We start from the raw sequence: 17,129 nt of genomic DNA, 5'->3' as shown, positions 1-17,129 counted from the left end.
GACCCGGGCGGGCGCAGCATGGCCCCGTCGCCCCTTCCCGGAGTCCGCCATGTCCCTGTCCCGCCGCCATCTGCTGGGCCTGGGCGGTGTTGCCACCGCCGCCGGCCTGTTCGGCCTGGGGGCCTGCAGCCGCGCCGCCCCGGCGGCCGCCGAAGCGCGCCCGTCGCGACAGTTCGAGGTCATGCACAGCGATGCGCAGTGGCGCCAGCAGCTGACCCCGGCGCAGTACGCGGTGCTGCGCCAGCAGGCCACCGAGCGCCCGTACAGCAGCCCGCTCAACCAGGAACACCGGCAGGGCACCTTTGCCTGCGCCGGCTGTGCGCTGCCGCTGTTCTCCTCCTCCACCAAGTTCGAGAGCGGCACCGGCTGGCCCAGCTTCTGGGCGCCGCTGCACAACGCCATCGGCGAAGACCGCGATGTCACCTTCGGGATGCTGCGGGTGGAGGTGCACTGCCGCCGCTGCGGTGGCCACCTCGGCCATGTGTTCAACGACGGCCCGCGCCCGACCGGGCTGCGCTACTGCATGAATGGTGCGGCGATGGTGTTCGTTCCCGGTGCCGCCGAGGGCGGCACTGCCGATGGCTGGCGGGTGCCGGTCGGTTCTTCCCCTGCTTCCGGAGCCTGACGATGCTGCTGTTGCTGCTTGCCTACCTCGGGGGCGCGCTGACCCTGCTCAGTCCCTGCATCCTGCCGGTGCTGCCGTTCGTGTTCGCGCGTGCCGACCGTCCGTTCCTGCGCAGCACGCTGCCGCTGCTGCTGGGCATGGCGCTCACTTTCACCGTGGTCGCCAGCCTGGCCGCGGTGGGCAGCCAATGGGTGGCGCAGGCCAACCAGGTCGGACGCTGGATCGCCCTGCTGCTGATGGCGCTGTTCGCGGTGGCACTGCTATGGCCACGACTGGCCGACCATCTGCTGGCGCCGTTCCAGCGCGTAGGCGCCCGATTGAGTGCGCGCGCCGATGCCGCCGACGCAGCGGGGCGTGGAGGTGCGTGGACCTCGCTGCTGATCGGCATCGCCACCGGCCTGCTGTGGGCACCCTGCGCCGGGCCGATCCTCGGCCTGGTGCTGACCGGTGCTGCCCTGCATGGCGCCAGCGTCGGTACCAGTGCGCTGCTGCTGGCCTATGCGCTGGGTGCAATCACCGCACTGGCGCTGGCGGTGTGGGTGGGCGGCCGCGTGTTCCGTGCACTGCGGGCGCGGCTTGGCCTCGGCGATGTGCTGCGCAAGGTGCTGGGCGTGGCCGCGCTGCTGGCGGTGGTGGCGATCGGCATGGGCTGGGATACCGGCCTGCTCACCCGCCTTTCAACGGTCAGCACCGCGCGCATCGAGCAGGGCCTGCTGGATGCGGTGCCCGGCGCGCAGCCGGCGGCACCGCCGATGATGATGATGGCCGGTGCCAACGCCGCTGCCGATGCACCGCTGCCGGTGGAAGGCACCCTGCCCGCGCTGGACGGCGCCACCGGCTGGCTCAACAGCCCGCCGCTGACGGCCCAGCAGCTGCGCGGCAAGGTGGTACTGGTCGATTTCTGGACGTACTCGTGCATCAACTGCCTGCGCGCGATGCCGTTCGTGCACGAATGGGAACGCCGCTACCGCGACCACGGCCTGGTGGTGGTCGGCGTGCACACCCCGGAATTCGCCTTCGAGCGTGACCCGCGCAACGTCATGAAGGCGGTGCAGCAGCTGAAGGTCGAGTACCCGGTGGCGCTCGACAACCAGTACACGATCTGGCGAGCGTTCAACAACCGCTACTGGCCGGCGCAGTACTTCGTCGATGCACAGGGCAACATCCGCGGCCACCAGTTCGGCGAAGGCAACTATGCGCGCTCGGAACAGATGATCCGCCGCCTGCTGACCGAAGCCGGCCAGACCCATCTGCCGCCACCGGCCGATCCCGCTGCCGCCGACCTGAAGGGCGTGGCCGCGCAGGCCGACATGGGCAATCTGCGCTCGCCGGAAACCTATCTGGGCCACGCCCGCGCCGAGCAGTTCGCCTCGCCCGGCGGGCAGCGCAGCGACGCTGCGTTCGACTACACGTTGCCAGCCACCCTGGCGTTGAACCAGTGGGGGCTGTCCGGGCACTGGACCGTCACCGATGAAGCGGCACAACTGCAGCAGGCCGGTGGCCGCATCGCCTTCCAGTTCCATGCGCGCGACCTGCACCTGGTGCTGGCACCGGCCCACGACGGCACGCCGGTGCGTTTCCGGGTCTGGCTGGACGGCAAGCCGCTGCCCGCCGCCGATGCCGGCAGCGATGTCGGAGCCGATGGCAGCGGCGTGGTCGACGAGCACCGCCTGTACCAGCTGATCCGCCAGCGCGGCACGGTCGGCCCCCACCGCTTCGAGATCGAGTTCCTCGATGCGGGCGTGCAGGCCTATGCCTTCACCTTTGGTTGAAACGGGAGGACATGATGAAACTCTCCTTTGAACAGGGCGTTGCTGCCGGTGTTGCAGGCCTGGTGGCCACGGCATTGATCGCCGGTGTGCTGCTGGTTGACCACGGCGCCATCGCGGCACCGGTCGAAGCCAGCGCACAGACCGGCGCGCTGCCAGCCCCCAGCGGCGATGCCGCGTTCCGCGATGACGCCACCCACGCCAGCGTGGTGTTTGCCGGTGGCTGCTTCTGGGGGGTGCAGGGCGTGTTCCAGCACGTCAAGGGCGTGAGCAATGCCGTCTCCGGTTATATCGGCGGCAGCGCCGCCAACGCGCGTTACGAACGGGTCAGCAGCGGCCAGACCGGCCATGCCGAGGCGGTGAAGATCGACTATGACCCGCGCCAGGTCAGCTACGGGCAGTTGCTGCAGGTGTTCTTCTCGGTGGCACACGACCCGACCCAGCTCAACCGCCAGGGGCCGGACCACGGCAGCCAGTACCGGTCGGCGATCTTCACTGACGACGCCCGCCAGCAGGCGGCCAGCCGCGCCTACATCGCCCAGCTCGGCCAGGCCGGCAGCTACCGCGCGCCGATCGTCACCCAGCTGGTCAGCGGCCAGCGCTTCTACCCGGCCGAGAGCTACCACCAGAACTACATGACGAACTACCCGCAGGCGGCCTACATCCGCTACTACGACGCACCGAAGCTGGCCGCGCTGGGCAGGCAGTTCCCGGCGTTGTACCGGCGCGATGCGGCGCTGGTGCCGATGCGGTAACGACGCTCATGTAGAGCCGAGCCCACGCTCGGCTGCTCTTCCGCCAACAGCAGCCGAGCGTGGGCTCGGCTCTACACAAAAAAGACGCACGGCCATCCAGCCGTGCGCTTGGAAAGTACCGGCCACGCCCCGATCAGGCCCGGCCGACAACGACATGCTAGGCTCGCCATCATCATGGGTACAGCACCAGATGGCGGGAAATTCGATGGATACAGATGACCAGAGCGCGATGATCCCGCCCCGCTACCAACGGCTGTCCGACGAACTGGCCGAGGCCATTCACGGCGGTCGCCTTCCGGTTGGCAGCCGCCTGCCCTCGCTGCGGCAGATGGCCTCACAACGCAGGCTCAGCCTCAACACGGTGATTGCCGCCTATCGCCAGCTGGAAGACGCTGGTCTGGTGATTCCCCGGCCCAAGGCCGGCTTCGAGGTCGCGCCACGACTGTCGGTGCCGGAACGCTCGTTGCGCGATGTGCCCTCGGCACCCACTGCACCGCTGCAGCAGGTGTTGATGGCGCGCGTGCTTGAGGCGCAGCGCCGCCCGGGCGTGATCGATCTGGCCTTCGCCGGCCCGCGCGGTCGCCAGTTCTATCCCGGCGCGCAGCTGGCCAAGCACACCGCGCAGGTACTACGCCATGGCCAGCAGACGGTGGAAACCTACGCGCGCCCGAATGGTTCGCCGCGGCTGCTGGCGCAGATCGTGCGCCGCGGTCCGCGCATGGGCCTGCACACCCACGCCGGGCGCCTGCTGCTGACCCACGGTGCAATGGAAGCGCTGCAGCTGGCATTGCGTGCGGTGACCCAACCCGGCGACGCGGTCGGCATCGAGGCACCGTCCTACTTCAATCTGTACCCGTTGCTGGCCAACCTCGGCCTGCAGGCCATCGAACTGCCCACCCATCCGCAGCAGGGCCTGGATGTCGATGCGCTGGACACGCTGCTGGAGCACACATCGCTGGCCGCGCTGGTGGTGATGCCGACCGTGCACAACCCGCTGGGCTGCACCATGCCGATGGACGCCAAGCAACGCCTCGCCGAGCTGGTCAATGCACGCCAACTGCCGTTGATCGAGGATGCGGTGTACGCCGAGCTGCAGTTCTGCGAGCCGCCGGCGCCGCTGCTGAAGGCGTTTGATCGCGACGGCTGGGTGATGGTGGTCGGCGGCTTTTCCAAGACGCTGGCGCCGGACTATCGCATCGGCTGGCTCGATGGTGGCCGCTTCGCCGAACGCATCGCACTGCTGAAGTTCCAGTCCACCGGTGGTGAGCCGCAGCTGCTGGGTGACGCGGTGGCGGCCTATCTGGAAGCGGGCAGCTACGAGCACCACCTGCATCGCATGCGTCGCCTGTATCGCGAACAGGTCGGACGGCTGCGCCAGCTGGTGGCCGAGCACTTCCCGGCGGGCACCCGCGCCACTGAACCGCAGGGCGGCTTCCTGCTGTGGCTGGAACTGCCGGGCATCGATACGCGCGAACTGTTTGAGCGTGCGCTGCAGGAGGACATCGTGTTCATGCCCGGCCAGGTGTATTCACGTGGCGCGCGGTATCGCCATTGCCTGCGGCTGTCGTGCTGCCAGACGCTGGATGCGCGCTTCATTGGGGCGGTGGAGCGGCTGGGCGCGATCGCGCGGGAGCTGGCGTCTGCAGCACGGTAGTGCCGGCCGCTGGCCGGCAACATCGGGATCACCGGATCGAAGCAGTTGCCGGCCAGCGGCCGGCACTACCCTCAGCCATCGCCAAGGTGCACTGCGAGCTGTGCACCGTCCGCACCCGGCAGATGTGGCAGCCGGCCCCGGCACGGCATCGGCAGGCGCTGCTGCAGCGTGGCGAAGTTCTCGTCCTGGCGCTGCATGGCCGGGTCGATGTGGTTGCCGATCCAGCCCAGGCACTCCACGCCACTGGCCTGCAGCGACTGCGCGGTCAGCCGCGCATGGTTGACGCAGCCCAGCCGCATGCCCACCACCAGCAGCACCGGCAACCGCAGTGCGCGCACCAGGTCGAGCTGGTCCAGCGTGGCCGAGACCGGCGCCAGCCAACCACCGACGCCCTCCACTACCACGATGTCGGCCTGCGCGCGCAGGCGTTCGAACGCGGCCACGATCGGCGCCAGCTCCACCTGCACGCCGTCCTCGGCAGCGGCCAGCTCCGGTGCCAGCGGCTGCCGCAGTGCATACGGATTCAGATCGGCGTAGTCCGGCACCGGCCAGCTGGCTGCCTGCAGCGCCAGCGCGTCCTCGTTGCGCAGGCCCTGTCCCAGATCCTCGCTGCCGCTGGCCACCGGCTTCATGCCGACCGCGCGCAGGCCACGCCGGCGCAGCGCATGCAGCAGCGCGGTGCTTGCCGCGGTCTTGCCGATCTCGGTATCGGTGCCGGTAACGAAGAGGGCTGGCGGCAGCGGGGTGGGCAACGGCATCAAGGGCTCCAGCAGGGCAACAGTGCGTGCATTATCACCGGCCCGGCGCGCTTGCTAGACTGCTGGCATGTTCGCCAATGCCTCGCTCACCGGCAGCAAGCCGGAACAATACGCCCAGCTGCTGGAACAGGCCCGTGGCCTGGTCTACGGCGAGTCCGACCGCATCGCCAACGCGGCCAACCTCTCTGCGCTGGTCTACCATGCCCTGCCCGACCTGAACTGGGTGGGCTTCTATCTGTACGACGGCAAGGAACTGGTGGTCGGCCCGTTCCAGGGCCTGCCGGCCTGCGTGCGCATCCCGCTGGACAAGGGCGTGTGCGGAGCCGCCGCCAGCCAGCGCGTGACCCAGCGCGTGGAGGACGTCGACGCCTTCCCCGGCCATATCGCCTGCGATTCGGCCTCGCGCTCGGAACTGGTGGTGCCGCTGCTGCGCGGCGATGAACTGATCGGCGTGTTCGATATCGACAGCCCGAAGGTCGGCCGCTTCGACGCAGAAGATCAGGCCGGCCTGGAAGCCATCGCCCGCGTGTTCGTCGAGGCGTTGGGATGAGCGCACCGAAGCTGCGCAACATCGGCCCGAAGAGTGCGGCGTGGCTGCGCCAGGTCGGCCTGCGCAGCCGCGACGACCTGGTCGCGATCGGAGCCGTCGGCGCTTTCGTCAAGGTCAAGCGCGCCGGCTTCAAGCCCAGCCTGAACCTGCTGTACTCGCTGGAAGGCGCGTTGCTGGACTGCCATTGGCAGGAGCTGAGCGAGCCACAGCGTGAAGCACTGGTGCAGGATTACGAAGCGCGCATCGCTGCGCATCCGCTGAAGGCAGCCGGCCCGGCCTCGGGCCCGGTGCATGAGCAGCGCTTCGATGCCGACGATGACGCTGAGGACAGCGTGACCGAGGACGCGGACGAGGATTGACTGCACCGGTAGCGCCGGGCCATGCCCGGCGAGTGCAATCAAGGCTGCTGCAGCTCCAGCAGCTCACCCACCAGCCCGACCTCGCCACGCTCCAGCCACACCCGCAGGCGCGTGCCGTGGTCGATACGCAGGGCCCAGCAGAGCGACATCGGCAGGCCGCAGACCTGCGACAGCACCATGCGCAACGGGCCACCGTGGCTGACTACCAGCGTCGGCACCGGGTCATCGTCATCCAGCAGGCGATCCAGCGCGCGCGCGATGCGCCGCTCGAAATGCCCCCAGCTCTCGCCGTTCGGCGGTGGGAACGCATGCGGATCGGCGTGGAAGGCGGCCAGCGCATCTTCCGGCAGGTCGAACAGCGATTGCCCGTCCCAGTCGCCAAAATCCAGCTCTTCCCATTCCTCGTCCGCTTCGACGTCCAGCCCGCGCGGGGTGGCCAGCGCCATGGCCGTATGCAGCGAACGCAGCCGCGGCGAACTGACCACCCGCTCCCAGCGCTGCCCGGCATAGGCCTCGACCAGCTCCTTCGGCAGGCCGGCCAGCTGCGGTGGGTCGCTGCGGCCATCGAGGTATTCATCACGGCCGTTGCCGGCATGGCGGACCAGGTCGAGGATCATGCGCGCGTCCCGGACGGGCAACGCAGGTACAGCGGAAAACGGGCGGACATCGGCAACGGCACCACGGGATCGAGCAACCATTCTAAAGGCACAGCAAAGGCAGTCGTGCAGGCGCGACGCAACGGCACTGCCTGCGATGCCGTAGACTGCGCGCACTTCCAGGTGACCTGCGGCCCCGGCCGGCAGGTTGAAACGGGAAGCCGGTGACGCGTGATTCCACGCCAGGCCGGCGCTGCCCCCGCAACGGTAAGCACGTCAGTTCCAGGCAACAACGCCACTGTGCCACAGGCATGGGAAGGCGCCTGGACGGTGGCCTCGCGCCACCCGGCGGCGAGCCCGGAGACCGGCCCGGAAGCCTCAGGTCGCGATGCGGTGGGCATGGCGCTGGATGACCGTGGCGCGCGCTGCGGCGTCGGCGCGTGCCTGCCTTCGCGGCTCCTCCCCTTCGCCACGCGGGCGTGCGTGGCACCTGGAGTCCCCCATGAAGCTGCAGTCCCGAATGCTGTCCCTGGCCGTGCTGGCCGCCCTGCCCGCGCTGGCCCAGGCCAGCGAGGCCACCACCGCGCTCGACCAGATCCTGGTCACCGCCACCCGCACCCCGATCGCCCTGCAGGACAGCATCGCGCCGGCACAGGTGATCGACCGCGCGCAGATCGAATCCAGCCAGGCCACTTCGCTGCAGGAACTGCTGCGTGGCCGCGCCGGCATCAACCTGACCAACTCCGGTGGCCTCGGCAAGCAGAGCTCGCTGTTCCTGCGCGGTACCAATTCCGGCCACACCGTGGTGCTGGTGGATGGCGTGCGCATCAACAGCGCCGACCTCGGCCTGGCCATGTACCAGGACCTGCCGCTGGCGCAGATCGAGCGCGTGGAAATCGTGCGTGGCCCGCAGTCGAGCCTGTACGGCGCCGACGCCATCGGTGGCGTGATCCAGATCTTCACCCGCCGCAACCAGGGCGATTTCGCCCCGCACTTCCAGCTCGGCGGCGGCAGCAACGGGCTGCGCGAAGCCAGCGGCGGCATTGGTGGTGGCAGCGAACGCGGCTGGTTCGGTGCCGACATCGCCTACCAGCATTCCGATGGCATCGATGCCTGCCGCGGCTCGGCCACGCTGTTCACCGGCTGTTTCGCCGACGAGCCCGATCGCGACGGCTACCGCAACCTGTCCAAGAGCCTGCGCGGTGGCTACACATTCAACGACCAGTGGAACGTGGAAGGCAGCGCATTGCGCGCCGACGGCAAGAACCACTACGACGGTTACTACAACCATTCGGAAACCCGCCAGCAGGTGCTGGCCGGCAAGGTGCGCTACACCCCGTCCGAGCGCTTGGCATTCACCGCCAACGTCGGCCGCAGTGACAACGAGTCGGACAACTTCGGCGACTTCGGTGCACGTGGCAGCGCACAGACCCATCGCGACAGCGCCTCGCTGCAGGGCGATTTCGGCGTGGCCGAGGGCCAGCTGCTGAGCGCAGGCGTGGACTGGAGCGAAGACAACCTGGATGGCAGCAGCGCGGGTTACCTCGTCGACAGTCGCCGCAACACCGGCGTGTTCGTGCAGTACCAGGGCCGCTTCGGACGCCACCAGCTGCAGGCCAGCGCACGCAACGACGACAACCAGCAGTTCGGCAACCACGCTACCGGCAGCGTTGGCTGGGCCATGGAACTGGGCCACGGCCTGCGCGTCAACGCCAGCTATGGCACAGCGTTCAAGGCACCGACCTTCAGCGATCTGTACGACCCGTGGAGCGGCGTGCCTACGTTGAACCCGGAGAAATCCAAGAGTGCCAACCTGGGCGTTTCGCAGCAGGGCCAGGGCTGGCACTGGGGCCTGGATGTGTATGAAACCCGCATCGATGATCTGATCACCTACGATGCGGCGACCTTCAAGATGCAGCAGGTGGAGAAGTCCCGCATCCGCGGTGCCGAACTGACCGGCGGCGTGCTGCTGGCCGGCTTCGACATCAACGCACAGCTCAGCTACACCGACCCGCGCAACCGCACCGGCGGCAGCACCCAGTTCGACAACTGGCTGCCACGCCGCGCGCAGCAGACCGCGCGCCTGGACATCGACCGTCGCTTCGGCAACTTCCGCGCCGGCCTGACCGTACAGGGTGCCGGCAAGCGCTACGACGATGCCGCCAACATGGTGAAGGTGGGAGGTTACGGCACGCTGGATCTGCGCGCCGAGTACGCGCTGACGCCGTCGTGGTCGCTGCTGGCACGTGCCGCCAATGTGTTCGACCGCAGGTATGAGACCGTGGCGTGGTTCAACCAGCCCGGCCGTGAGTACCAGTTGAGCGTGCGTTACCAGCCGAAATGAAGGAGCGCGCCGGGCATCTCCCGGCGCCTCCTGATGCCATCGACGCATGGCGTCTACTGTAGAGCCGAGCCATGCTCGGCTCATGCATTCAAGCAGCCGAGCACGGGCTCGGCTCTACACCGGGATACCGGCGACCAACCCCGGCAGTTCACGCAGGTCATCGATCACCGCCACCGCATGCGCGGTGGCCAGGTCCAGGCCGCGCGGATAGCCGTAGCGCACCAGTGCGATCGGCATGCCGGCATCTTCGGCGGCGCGGTAATCGGTCAACGAATCACCCACCATCAGGCAGGACTCCACCGACAGCCCGAAGTGCGCGGCGATGTACCGCAATGGCTCACCGCTGGGCTTGCGCTGCGGCAGCGAATCTCCCCCCAGTACCAGCGCGAATACATCACCGATACCCAGGTGCTGCAGCAGCGGCGGCACCAGTGCTTCAGGCTTGTTGGTGCAGATCGCCAGTGGCACGTTGCGCGCACGCAGTTGCGCCAGCGCTTCGCCCACGCCATCGAACAGCCGCGGGCTGCGCAGCAGGCACTCACGGTAGTGCACCATGAACACCGGCATCACCTCGGCCAGGTCCACCTCGCGGCCGGCGGCCTGCACCGCCTGTTCGACCAGACGACGCACACCGTCACCGATCCAGCCCAGCACGGTGGCTTCCGGCACACGCGCCACGCCGATGTCCTCCAGCGTGCGGTTCAGCGCTTCGGCAATATCGGCAGCGCTGTCGACCAGCGTGCCATCGAGGTCGAACACGACCAGCGGATACGGATACGACAAGGGACGGCACCTGCATGACGTGGGGCCGTCCATTGTACGCCGCTGTTTTTTGCGCCGATCCGCCTCAGCCGATCCGGCGCGCGCGGGTAGCCAGGAAGGTGGGCAGGTAACGGTCGATCAGGAAACGCGGCTGCGGCTGCCAGTCTTCCATGAAGCGATCGATGATGAAGCCGGCATCGAGCTGGCCACCGATCAGTTCGGTCAGGCTGTGGCCGAAGGTCAGTGCGTCGCCCCGTGCCAGTTTCGCCTCGCGCTCGGCCGGTGGCAGGTCTTCCAGATCCGAATAGGGAATGGCGTACTGCGGCCGGATCAGGCCCTGTGCATCCAGCTGCGGATCGCGCGCACCGACGAACAGCACCGGGTTGTAGAAGCTGGCCATCAGCATGCCATCGCGCGCCAGCACGCGGCGGCATTCGGTCCACACCGGCCGGACGTCGGGCACGTACAGGTTGGAGATCGGGTGGAACACCACATCGAAGCTGTCGTTGGCGAAGGCGTGCAGATCGCGCATGTCGCCCTGCACCGTGCGCAGTTGCAGGCCATCACGCGCCGCCACCTGACGATCCTGCTCGAGCTGGCCATCGGACAGATCGAACACGGTCACCTCCGCCCCGGCCGCCGCCAGCACCGGGGCCTGCTGGCCACCGCCCGAGGCCAGGCAGAGGATGCGGCGGCCGCGCACATCACCCAGCCAGTCCAGCGGCAGCGCGCGCGGGGTCAGGTGCACCTGCCAGCGGCCATCGCGCGCGGCGGCAATCGTTGAGCTTTCCACCGGGCGCGACCATTCGCGCACTTCGCTGGCCTGGCGGTCCCAGGCAGCACGGTTGTGGTCGATCAAGGCCTGTCCATGGTTCATGTGTTCTCCTTGCCCGGTGGGCGCCAATCCAGATCCTGGAAGGCCGGGCTGGCGAAACACTCGCCCAGGAAATCCAGGAATCGCCGCATGATAGCGGGCTGCTGGCGCCGTGATGCGTACACGGCATGAATGCCGAGTTCGTCCAGACTGAATTCGGGCAGCAGTTCGATCAGCTCGCCACTGCGCAGCAGCGGCGCCACCTGGTAGGTCGGCAGCATGGCGATGCCGGCGCCGGCACGCACCGCTTCCAGCAACAGCGAGGCTTCGTTGGCGCTGATGTTGCCGCCCACCGCCACCGACAGTGAACGGCCAGCGCGGTGCAGCTGCCACAAGCTCTTGCCCACGTAGTGATGGGTCAGGCAGTTGTGCGCGGCCAGGTGTTCCGGTGCGGTAGGCGTACCGCGTGCCTGCAGGTAGGACGGCGTCGCGCACAACACCGAGCGGCAGGTGGCCAACCGTCGTGCAATCAGGCTGGGATCGATCTGGCGGGCGATGCGCACCGCAAGGTCCACGCGCTCCTCCACCAGGTTCACGGTGCGGTCGACCAGCAGCAGTTCGATGCGCGCCGCCGGGTGGCGTGCGACGAAAGCGGCCACCGCCCGCGCCAGGTGGCTCTGCCCGAACGACACGCTGGCGGTCACCCGCAACGTGCCGTGCGGTTCGGGATCGTCGCTGGCCAGCTCACCGTGCAGTTCCTCGCCGATGGCCAGCATCTGCCGGAAGCGCACCAGCGCCGCCTCGCCGGGGCCGGTCAGGCTGACCCGGCGCGTGGTCCGGTGCAGCAGGCGCGCGCCCAGCCAACCCTCGACCTCGGCCAGGTAGCGGGTGACCATCGCCCGTGACATGTCCAGCACCTCGGCGGCGGCGGTGAGGCTGCCGCGCTCGGCCACCTCGACGAACACGGTCATGGCGGTCAATCGGTCCATATGCTCGATCCATGCAACAAACAAGCGCGTTATACGCTGTTTTTCGAGCGACTGCAGCGGCCTAGAGTGGCCCCATTCCCACCCCATACCACCCCACGGAGTCCTGCCATGAAGATCGCCCTCGTTGGTTCCACCGGCAACATCGGCCGCCAGATCGCCCGCCACGCGCTGGCCAACGGCCACGAACTCACCGTCATCGTGCGCAGCGCGCAGGATCTTCCGGCCGAACTGGCCGGTGCCCATCCGGTGATCGCCTCGCTGGATGACCAGGATGCCCTGGTCGCCGCCATCGCCGGCCACGACGTGCTGGCCAGCGCCTATGGCCCGCGTCCGGGCGATGACATCGGCCGCGTCGGCGAAGTGGCCGCGCAGCTGGCCGCCGCCGCGCGCAAGGCCGGTGTACCGCGCCTGGTGGTGGTCGGTGGCGCCGGCAGCCTGGAAGTCGCGCCGGGCGTGCAGCTGGTCGATACCCCCAACTTCCCGGAGGCCTACAAGCCGTACGCGCTGGCCCATCGTGAAGCCTTCAATCGCCTGCAGGCGGTGGACGACCTGGACTGGACCTTCTTCTCGCCGGCCGCCGAAATCGGCCCGGGCGAAGAGCGCGGCCAGTACCGCGTGCAGCCCAAGGCCTTCCTCGCTGATGCCAGCGGCCACAGCCGCATCAGCTACGCCGACTACGGCGCCGCGTTCGTCGCCGAGCTGGAAGCGCAGCAGTACCCGAAGCAGATCATCACGGCCGCGTACTGATCATGGCGTCCGCCGGGCATGGCCCGGCGCTACCCAGCTGTAGAGCCGAAGGCAACGGCAGGAGCCGTTGCCAACGTCGCTTGCGACGGCCCGCAGCGGGCCGAGCAAGGACGCCCGGCATAGCCCGCGCTCCGCTCCCCATCCGACACGAGGAATTCCCAATGCGCACCGCTACCCTGCTGCTTCCCCTCGCGCTGGCCGCCGCCTTCGCCAGTGCTCCGCTGATGGCCGCTTCGGCCACGCCGGCGCCGGCCACGGCGACCACATCCCAGCTGCACCTGCAGACCTTCCATCCGGGCCCGCAGGCGATGTTCTCGGTGTCTTCGGTGCTGATCGAAGGCCGCCATGACGCGATCCTGGTCGATGCGCAGTTCGGCGCCAGCGACGCGCGCAAGCTGGTCGAGCTGATCCGTGCCAGCGGCAAGCAGCTGACCACGATCTACATCAGCCACGGTGATCCGGACTATTACTTCGGCCTGGCTACCCTGCAGGACGCGTTCCCGCGGGCACGCATCGTCGCCACCGCGCAGACCGTCGCCCATATCCAGCAGAGCCAGGCCGGCAAGCTGGCCTACTGGGGGCCGAAGATGGGCGCCGACGTGCCGGCACGCATCGTGGTGCCGCAGGTGCTGGACGGTGATGCCCTGCAGCTGGAAGGCCAGCGCCTGCCGCTGATCGGCCTCGATGGCCCGACCCCGGACCGCACGGTGCTGTGGGTGCCGTCGCTGCGCGCGATCGTCGGCGGTATTACGGTGATGGCCGGTGAACACGTGTGGATGGCCGACACGCAGACGCCGAAGTCGCACACCGACTGGCTGCAGACCCTGCAGCGGCTGCAGGCACTGAAGCCGAAGGTGGTGGTACCGGGGCACTACGCGCCGGGTGCGGCGCTGGATGCCAGTGCACTGGCGTTCACGGCGGACTACATCCGCGCGTTCGATTCCGAGGCAGCCAAGGCCAAGGACGGTGCGGCGCTGGTGAAAGCGATGCAGGCGCGCTACCCGAAGCTGGACGGCGTGGCATCGCTGGAGCTGAGTGCGAAGGTGGCCAAGGGCGAGATGCAGTGGCCATGAGGTAGGGGGGGCTTTTGCAGGGCTGCGCCCTGCACCTGCTCAATGCACGGCAACAGCCGAAGCAACAGCAACATCCATGGCGCTCACGCCCCCGCAACCGGACCCACCCCGCCTTCGACAGCTCTCTGCGATCTGCCTGGATGGCATGTCTGCGCAACCTGTCGGGATGGAATGCCCTGCTCTTGGTGGGTGTCGACCTTGGTCGACACGTAGATCCACGCCGTGCGTGGATGAACGATCAGGAGCGATCGGTCTGGGTGTGCTCGAACAATTCGCCCTGCACCACCGGTTCCTTCTCGCGGAAGCCACCAAGGCCGACGCCGACCAGGCGGTAGCGGGTCTCCGCCGGCAGGTCGACGCGGGCGCGCAGGGCCAGTGCGATGTCACGCAGTTCTTCCATCGATTCCGGCGGGCGCTCCGGGGTGAAGCTGCGGGTGAGAATGCGGAACTGCGCGGTCTTCAGTTTCAGCACCACGGTGTGACCAACGCGTTCGGTCTTGCGCGTGGCATTCCAGGTCTTCCCAGCCAGCTGCACGATGGCCTCGGTCAGATCTTCCAGCAGCAGGTCCTCGGCGAAGGTGTCCTCCGAGGAAATCGACTGCACCTGCTGGTCCGGTTCCACCGGCCGCTCGTCGATGCCACGTGCGCGGTTGTACAGGCTGCGGCCGAAGCTGCCGAATGCTTCTTCCAGATCGATCAGCGCCCACTGCCGCAGATCACCGCAGGTGACGATGCCGCGCGCGGCCAGCTTGCCTTCCATGACCTTGCCGACGCCGGGCACCCTGTTGACCGGCAGCGGCGCCAGGAACGCATCCACGCGCTGCGGCGGAATCACGAACTGGCCGTCGGGCTTGCGCCAGTCCGAGGCGATCTTGGCCAGGAACTTGTTCGGCGCGATCCCGGCTGAAGCGGTCAGGTTCGTTTCTTCGCGGATCTGCGCGCGGATGGTGCGGGCGATGTCGGTGGCCAGTTCGATGCCACTCTTCGGCTCGGTCACGTCCAGGTAGGCCTCGTCCAGCGACAGCGGCTCGACCAGGTCGGTATGGCGCAGGAAGATCGCGCGTACCTGCTGTGACACCGCCTTGTAACGCGCGAAGTCCGGCGGCACGAAGACCGCGTCCGGGCACAGGCGCTCGGCACGTACGGCGGGCATCGCCGAACGCACGCCGAATACGCGCGCCTCGTAGGACGCCGCGCATACGACCGAGCGGGCGCCACGCCATGCCACAACCACCGGCTTGCCGCGCAGTGACGGATCGTCGCGCTGCTCCACCGACGCGTAGAACGCATCCATGTCAACGTGGATGATCTTGCGCAGTCGGGTCATGTCAGGCGGAAAGGGCGGGGGCATGCCGAACGGGCCACACGCCGAAGTATGGTCGTTGCACATCAACAGGATGCGCGTATTCCATTGAAAACACTACGGTTGCGTACGGTTGAAATGTTTGATCGGCACAGTTTCCACGGGCATCCTCGAGCGCTTGTTTCCCTGTTTCCCCGCTTCCAGGATTGTGCTTCATGACCCGTCTCCACGCGTTCAACCGCGAACAGCTGCTGGCCAGCGCACGCGGTGAACTGTTCGGCACCGCCGCCGGCCGTTTGCCCAACGACCCGATGCTGATGTTCGACCGCATCACCGACATCCGCGAGGACGGCGGACCGCATGGCAAGGGCATGGTACGCGCCGAACTGGATATCCGCCCGGACCTGTGGTTCTTCGGCTGCCACTTCATCGGCGACCCGGTGATGCCCGGCTGCCTCGGCCTGGATGCCATGTGGCAGCTGACCGGCTTCTTCCTGACCTGGCTGGGCGCCCCCGGCAAGGGCCGCGCACTGGGCTGCGGCGAGGTGAAGTTCACCGGCCAGGTGCTGCCGGAGGCCAAGCTGGTGCGTTACGAGATCGACATCAGCCGCGTCATCAACCGCAAGCTGGTGATGGCCCAGTCGGACGCCCGCATGTACGTGGATGACCGCGAAATCTACAGCGCCCGCGACCTGCGCGTCGGCCTGTTCACTGAAACCGGGAGCTTCTGATGCGTCGCGTCGTCATCACCGGCATGGGCATCACGTCCTGCCTCGGCAATGATCTGGATACTGTTTCGGCCGCGCTGCGCGAAGGGCGCTCGGGCATCACCGCGCTGGCCGACCACGCCGAAGCGGGCCTGCGCAGCCAGGTCGGCGGCCGCGTCGATCTCGACCTGGACGCGCTGATCGACCGCAAGCAGAAGCGTTTCATGAGCGACGCAGCGGCCTTCGCCTATCTGGCCATGCGCGATGCCATCGCCGATGCCGGGCTCAGCACCGAGCAGGTCAGCAGCCTGCGCACCGGCCTGATCGCCGGCTCCGGTGGCGGCTCCAGCGAATGGCAGATCGGCGCGGTCGATCTGCTGCGCGAGCGCGGCGTTCGCAAGGTCGGCCCGTACATGGTGCCGCGCACGATGTGCTCGACCGTCTCGGCCTGCCTGGCCACTGCCTACCAGATCAAGGGCGTCAGCTACTCGCTGTCGGCCGCCTGCGCGACGTCGGCGCACTGCATCGGCGCGGCCGCGGACATGATCCGCCATGGCGCGCAGGACATCATGTTCGCCGGTGGCGGTGAAGACCTGCACTGGTCGATGAGCGTGATGTTCGACGCGATGGGCGCACTGTCGACCAGCTTCAACGAGACCCCGGCCAGCGCCTCGCGTCCCTACGACAAGGACCGCGACGGCTTCGTCATCGCCGGTGGCGGTGGCATGCTGGTGCTGGAGGACTACGACCACGCCGTTGCGCGCGGCGCGCACATCCATGCCGAGCTGATCGGCTATGGCGTCACTTCCGATGGCGCCGACATGGTTGCCCCGTCCGGCGAAGGCGCGGTGCGCTGCATGAAGATGGCGCTGCAGGGCATCGATCGCCCGCTGGACTACCTCAACACCCACGGCACCTCGACCCCGCTGGGCGATGTCACCGAGCTCAACGCCATCCGCGAAGTGTTCGGCGATGCGGTACCGCCGCTGTCGTCGACCAAGGCATTGTCCGGCCACTCGCTGGGTGCAGCCAGCGTGCATGAGGCGATCTACTGCCTGCTGATGATGCGCGACGGCTTCGTTGCCGGTTCGGCCAACATCGGCGAGCTGGACCCGAAGGTGGAGAGCTTCCCGATCCTGCGCCAGAGCCGCGAGCAGAAGCTGGACACGGTGATGTCCAACAGCTTCGGCTTCGGTGGCACCAACGCCGCGCTGGTGTTCGGGCGGGTGTGATGGGGCAGGTGTGCTGACCCACGGTCGGCACCCACCAATGGACGTAGAGCCGAGCCATGCTCGGCTCAGTGCCAACCAAGGTTGGCACCCAC

At 68.1% G+C, this 17,129-nt stretch carries 17 protein-coding genes and 1 riboswitch; of the genes, 11 read left to right on the top strand and 6 right to left on the bottom strand.

Annotated features, from left to right (window positions below):
• Window positions 1-49: 49 nt before the first annotated feature.
• The 4 genes from msrB (at window position 50) to ACZK4H_RS02380 (ending at window position 4,803) form a co-directional block, all read left to right on the top strand.
• Window positions 50-625, top strand: a complete 576-nt coding sequence (gene msrB / locus ACZK4H_RS02395) for a peptide-methionine (R)-S-oxide reductase MsrB (RefSeq protein ID WP_099552590.1) — start codon at window positions 50-52, stop codon at window positions 623-625.
• A 2-nt stretch (window positions 626-627) separates the two neighbouring features.
• Window positions 628-2,397, top strand: coding sequence for a cytochrome c biogenesis protein DipZ (locus tag ACZK4H_RS02390; protein ID WP_099552589.1), 1,770 nt, complete (start codon window positions 628-630; stop codon window positions 2,395-2,397).
• 14 nt (window positions 2,398-2,411) lie between these two features.
• Window positions 2,412-3,149, top strand: coding sequence for a peptide-methionine (S)-S-oxide reductase MsrA (msrA, locus tag ACZK4H_RS02385; protein WP_099552601.1), 738 nt, complete (start codon window positions 2,412-2,414; stop codon window positions 3,147-3,149).
• Between the two features lie 205 nt (window positions 3,150-3,354).
• Window positions 3,355-4,803, top strand: coding sequence for an aminotransferase-like domain-containing protein (locus tag ACZK4H_RS02380; protein ID WP_099552588.1), 1,449 nt, complete (start codon window positions 3,355-3,357; stop codon window positions 4,801-4,803).
• A 71-nt stretch (window positions 4,804-4,874) separates the two neighbouring features.
• On the opposite strand, the gene bioD is transcribed toward ACZK4H_RS02380, so the two are convergent.
• Window positions 4,875-5,561 (bottom strand): dethiobiotin synthase, encoded by a 687-nt coding sequence (gene bioD / locus ACZK4H_RS02375; RefSeq protein ID WP_099552587.1) that lies wholly within the window; start codon window positions 5,559-5,561, stop codon window positions 4,875-4,877.
• A 67-nt stretch (window positions 5,562-5,628) separates the two neighbouring features.
• Between bioD and ACZK4H_RS02370 the strand changes: the two genes are divergently transcribed.
• Both ACZK4H_RS02370 and ACZK4H_RS02365 read left to right on the top strand, forming a co-directional pair.
• On the top strand, window positions 5,629-6,111 hold the full coding sequence (locus ACZK4H_RS02370) for a GAF domain-containing protein (RefSeq protein WP_099552586.1): 483 nt from the start codon (window positions 5,629-5,631) through the stop codon (window positions 6,109-6,111).
• Window positions 6,108-6,470 (top strand): TfoX/Sxy family protein, encoded by a 363-nt coding sequence (locus tag ACZK4H_RS02365; protein WP_099552585.1) that lies wholly within the window; start codon window positions 6,108-6,110, stop codon window positions 6,468-6,470. The genes ACZK4H_RS02370 and ACZK4H_RS02365 overlap by 4 nt, the downstream gene beginning before the upstream one ends.
• 38 nt (window positions 6,471-6,508) lie before the next feature.
• Here the strand turns inward: ACZK4H_RS02365 and ACZK4H_RS02360 are convergent, their stop codons facing one another.
• Window positions 6,509-7,087, bottom strand: a complete 579-nt coding sequence (locus ACZK4H_RS02360) for a histidine phosphatase family protein (RefSeq protein ID WP_099552584.1) — start codon at window positions 7,085-7,087, stop codon at window positions 6,509-6,511.
• Window positions 7,088-7,230: 143 nt separating this feature from the next.
• Window positions 7,231-7,453: riboswitch (cobalamin riboswitch) on the top strand.
• Between the two features lie 115 nt (window positions 7,454-7,568).
• Between ACZK4H_RS02360 and btuB the strand changes: the two genes are divergently transcribed.
• Window positions 7,569-9,410 (top strand): TonB-dependent vitamin B12 receptor, encoded by a 1,842-nt coding sequence (btuB, locus tag ACZK4H_RS02355; RefSeq protein ID WP_099552583.1) that lies wholly within the window; start codon window positions 7,569-7,571, stop codon window positions 9,408-9,410.
• Window positions 9,411-9,524: 114 nt separating this feature from the next.
• Here btuB and gph read toward each other — a convergent pair whose 3' ends face one another.
• The 3 genes from gph to ACZK4H_RS02340 all read right to left on the bottom strand — a co-directional run bounded on the left by gph (window position 9,525) and on the right by ACZK4H_RS02340 (window position 11,975).
• Window positions 9,525-10,193: a phosphoglycolate phosphatase gene (gph, locus tag ACZK4H_RS02350; protein WP_099552582.1), complete on the bottom strand. Its 669-nt coding sequence runs from the start codon at window positions 10,191-10,193 to the stop codon at window positions 9,525-9,527.
• 64 nt (window positions 10,194-10,257) lie between these two features.
• Window positions 10,258-11,049, bottom strand: coding sequence for a class I SAM-dependent methyltransferase (locus tag ACZK4H_RS02345; RefSeq protein WP_099552581.1), 792 nt, complete (start codon window positions 11,047-11,049; stop codon window positions 10,258-10,260).
• Complete coding sequence (locus ACZK4H_RS02340; protein WP_099552580.1) at window positions 11,046-11,975, bottom strand: LysR family transcriptional regulator; 930 nt, start codon at window positions 11,973-11,975, stop codon at window positions 11,046-11,048. The genes ACZK4H_RS02345 and ACZK4H_RS02340 overlap by 4 nt, the downstream gene beginning before the upstream one ends.
• Before the next feature lie 108 nt (window positions 11,976-12,083).
• Between ACZK4H_RS02340 and ACZK4H_RS02335 the strand changes: the two genes are divergently transcribed.
• Window positions 12,084-12,722 (top strand): NAD(P)-dependent oxidoreductase, encoded by a 639-nt coding sequence (locus ACZK4H_RS02335; protein WP_012479034.1) that lies wholly within the window; start codon window positions 12,084-12,086, stop codon window positions 12,720-12,722.
• Between the two features lie 161 nt (window positions 12,723-12,883).
• A complete protein-coding gene (locus tag ACZK4H_RS02330; protein ID WP_478473045.1) occupies window positions 12,884-13,795 on the top strand; it encodes an MBL fold metallo-hydrolase in 912 nt (303 codons plus the stop codon).
• Between the two features lie 238 nt (window positions 13,796-14,033).
• Here the strand turns inward: ACZK4H_RS02330 and dinB are convergent, their stop codons facing one another.
• Window positions 14,034-15,122, bottom strand: coding sequence for a DNA polymerase IV (gene dinB / locus ACZK4H_RS02325; protein WP_099552600.1), 1,089 nt, complete (start codon window positions 15,120-15,122; stop codon window positions 14,034-14,036).
• A gap of 191 nt (window positions 15,123-15,313) precedes the next feature.
• Between dinB and fabA the strand changes: the two genes are divergently transcribed.
• Both fabA and fabB read left to right on the top strand, forming a co-directional pair.
• Window positions 15,314-15,829: a 3-hydroxyacyl-[acyl-carrier-protein] dehydratase FabA gene (gene fabA / locus ACZK4H_RS02320; RefSeq protein WP_005407930.1), complete on the top strand. Its 516-nt coding sequence runs from the start codon at window positions 15,314-15,316 to the stop codon at window positions 15,827-15,829.
• Window positions 15,829-17,037, top strand: a complete 1,209-nt coding sequence (fabB, locus tag ACZK4H_RS02315) for a beta-ketoacyl-ACP synthase I (RefSeq protein ID WP_099552578.1) — start codon at window positions 15,829-15,831, stop codon at window positions 17,035-17,037. Before fabA ends, fabB begins: the two co-directional genes overlap by 1 nt.
• The last annotated feature ends 92 nt before the right edge of the window (window positions 17,038-17,129 follow it).

This window comes from Stenotrophomonas sp. 78350_Sma, from assembly GCF_056482105.1.
This window is presented reverse-complemented; position numbering and strand designations above follow the sequence as displayed.

Excerpts from the sequence above, each read along its gene's own strand:
- ACZK4H_RS02345 (WP_099552581.1), bottom strand. The coding sequence starts at position 11,049 with ATGAACCATGGACAGGCCTTGATCGACCACAACCGTGCTGCCTGGGAC.
- btuB (WP_099552583.1), top strand. The coding sequence starts at position 7,569 with ATGAAGCTGCAGTCCCGAATGCTGTCCCTGGCCGTGCTGGCCGCCCTG.
- msrA (WP_099552601.1), top strand. The coding sequence starts at position 2,412 with ATGAAACTCTCCTTTGAACAGGGCGTTGCTGCCGGTGTTGCAGGCCTG.
- ACZK4H_RS02335 (WP_012479034.1), top strand. The coding sequence starts at position 12,084 with ATGAAGATCGCCCTCGTTGGTTCCACCGGCAACATCGGCCGCCAGATC.
- ACZK4H_RS02390 (WP_099552589.1), top strand. The coding sequence starts at position 628 with ATGCTGCTGTTGCTGCTTGCCTACCTCGGGGGCGCGCTGACCCTGCTC.
- ACZK4H_RS02365 (WP_099552585.1), top strand. The coding sequence starts at position 6,108 with ATGAGCGCACCGAAGCTGCGCAACATCGGCCCGAAGAGTGCGGCGTGG.
- ACZK4H_RS02360 (WP_099552584.1), bottom strand. The coding sequence starts at position 7,087 with ATGATCCTCGACCTGGTCCGCCATGCCGGCAACGGCCGTGATGAATAC.
- ACZK4H_RS02330 (WP_478473045.1), top strand. The coding sequence starts at position 12,884 with ATGCGCACCGCTACCCTGCTGCTTCCCCTCGCGCTGGCCGCCGCCTTC.
- fabB (WP_099552578.1), top strand. The coding sequence starts at position 15,829 with ATGCGTCGCGTCGTCATCACCGGCATGGGCATCACGTCCTGCCTCGGC.
- msrB (WP_099552590.1), top strand. The coding sequence starts at position 50 with ATGTCCCTGTCCCGCCGCCATCTGCTGGGCCTGGGCGGTGTTGCCACC.
- fabA (WP_005407930.1), top strand. The coding sequence starts at position 15,314 with ATGACCCGTCTCCACGCGTTCAACCGCGAACAGCTGCTGGCCAGCGCA.
- dinB (WP_099552600.1), bottom strand. The coding sequence starts at position 15,122 with ATGACCCGACTGCGCAAGATCATCCACGTTGACATGGATGCGTTCTAC.
- ACZK4H_RS02370 (WP_099552586.1), top strand. The coding sequence starts at position 5,629 with ATGTTCGCCAATGCCTCGCTCACCGGCAGCAAGCCGGAACAATACGCC.
- ACZK4H_RS02340 (WP_099552580.1), bottom strand. The coding sequence starts at position 11,975 with ATGGACCGATTGACCGCCATGACCGTGTTCGTCGAGGTGGCCGAGCGC.
- ACZK4H_RS02380 (WP_099552588.1), top strand. The coding sequence starts at position 3,355 with ATGGATACAGATGACCAGAGCGCGATGATCCCGCCCCGCTACCAACGG.
- bioD (WP_099552587.1), bottom strand. The coding sequence starts at position 5,561 with ATGCCGTTGCCCACCCCGCTGCCGCCAGCCCTCTTCGTTACCGGCACC.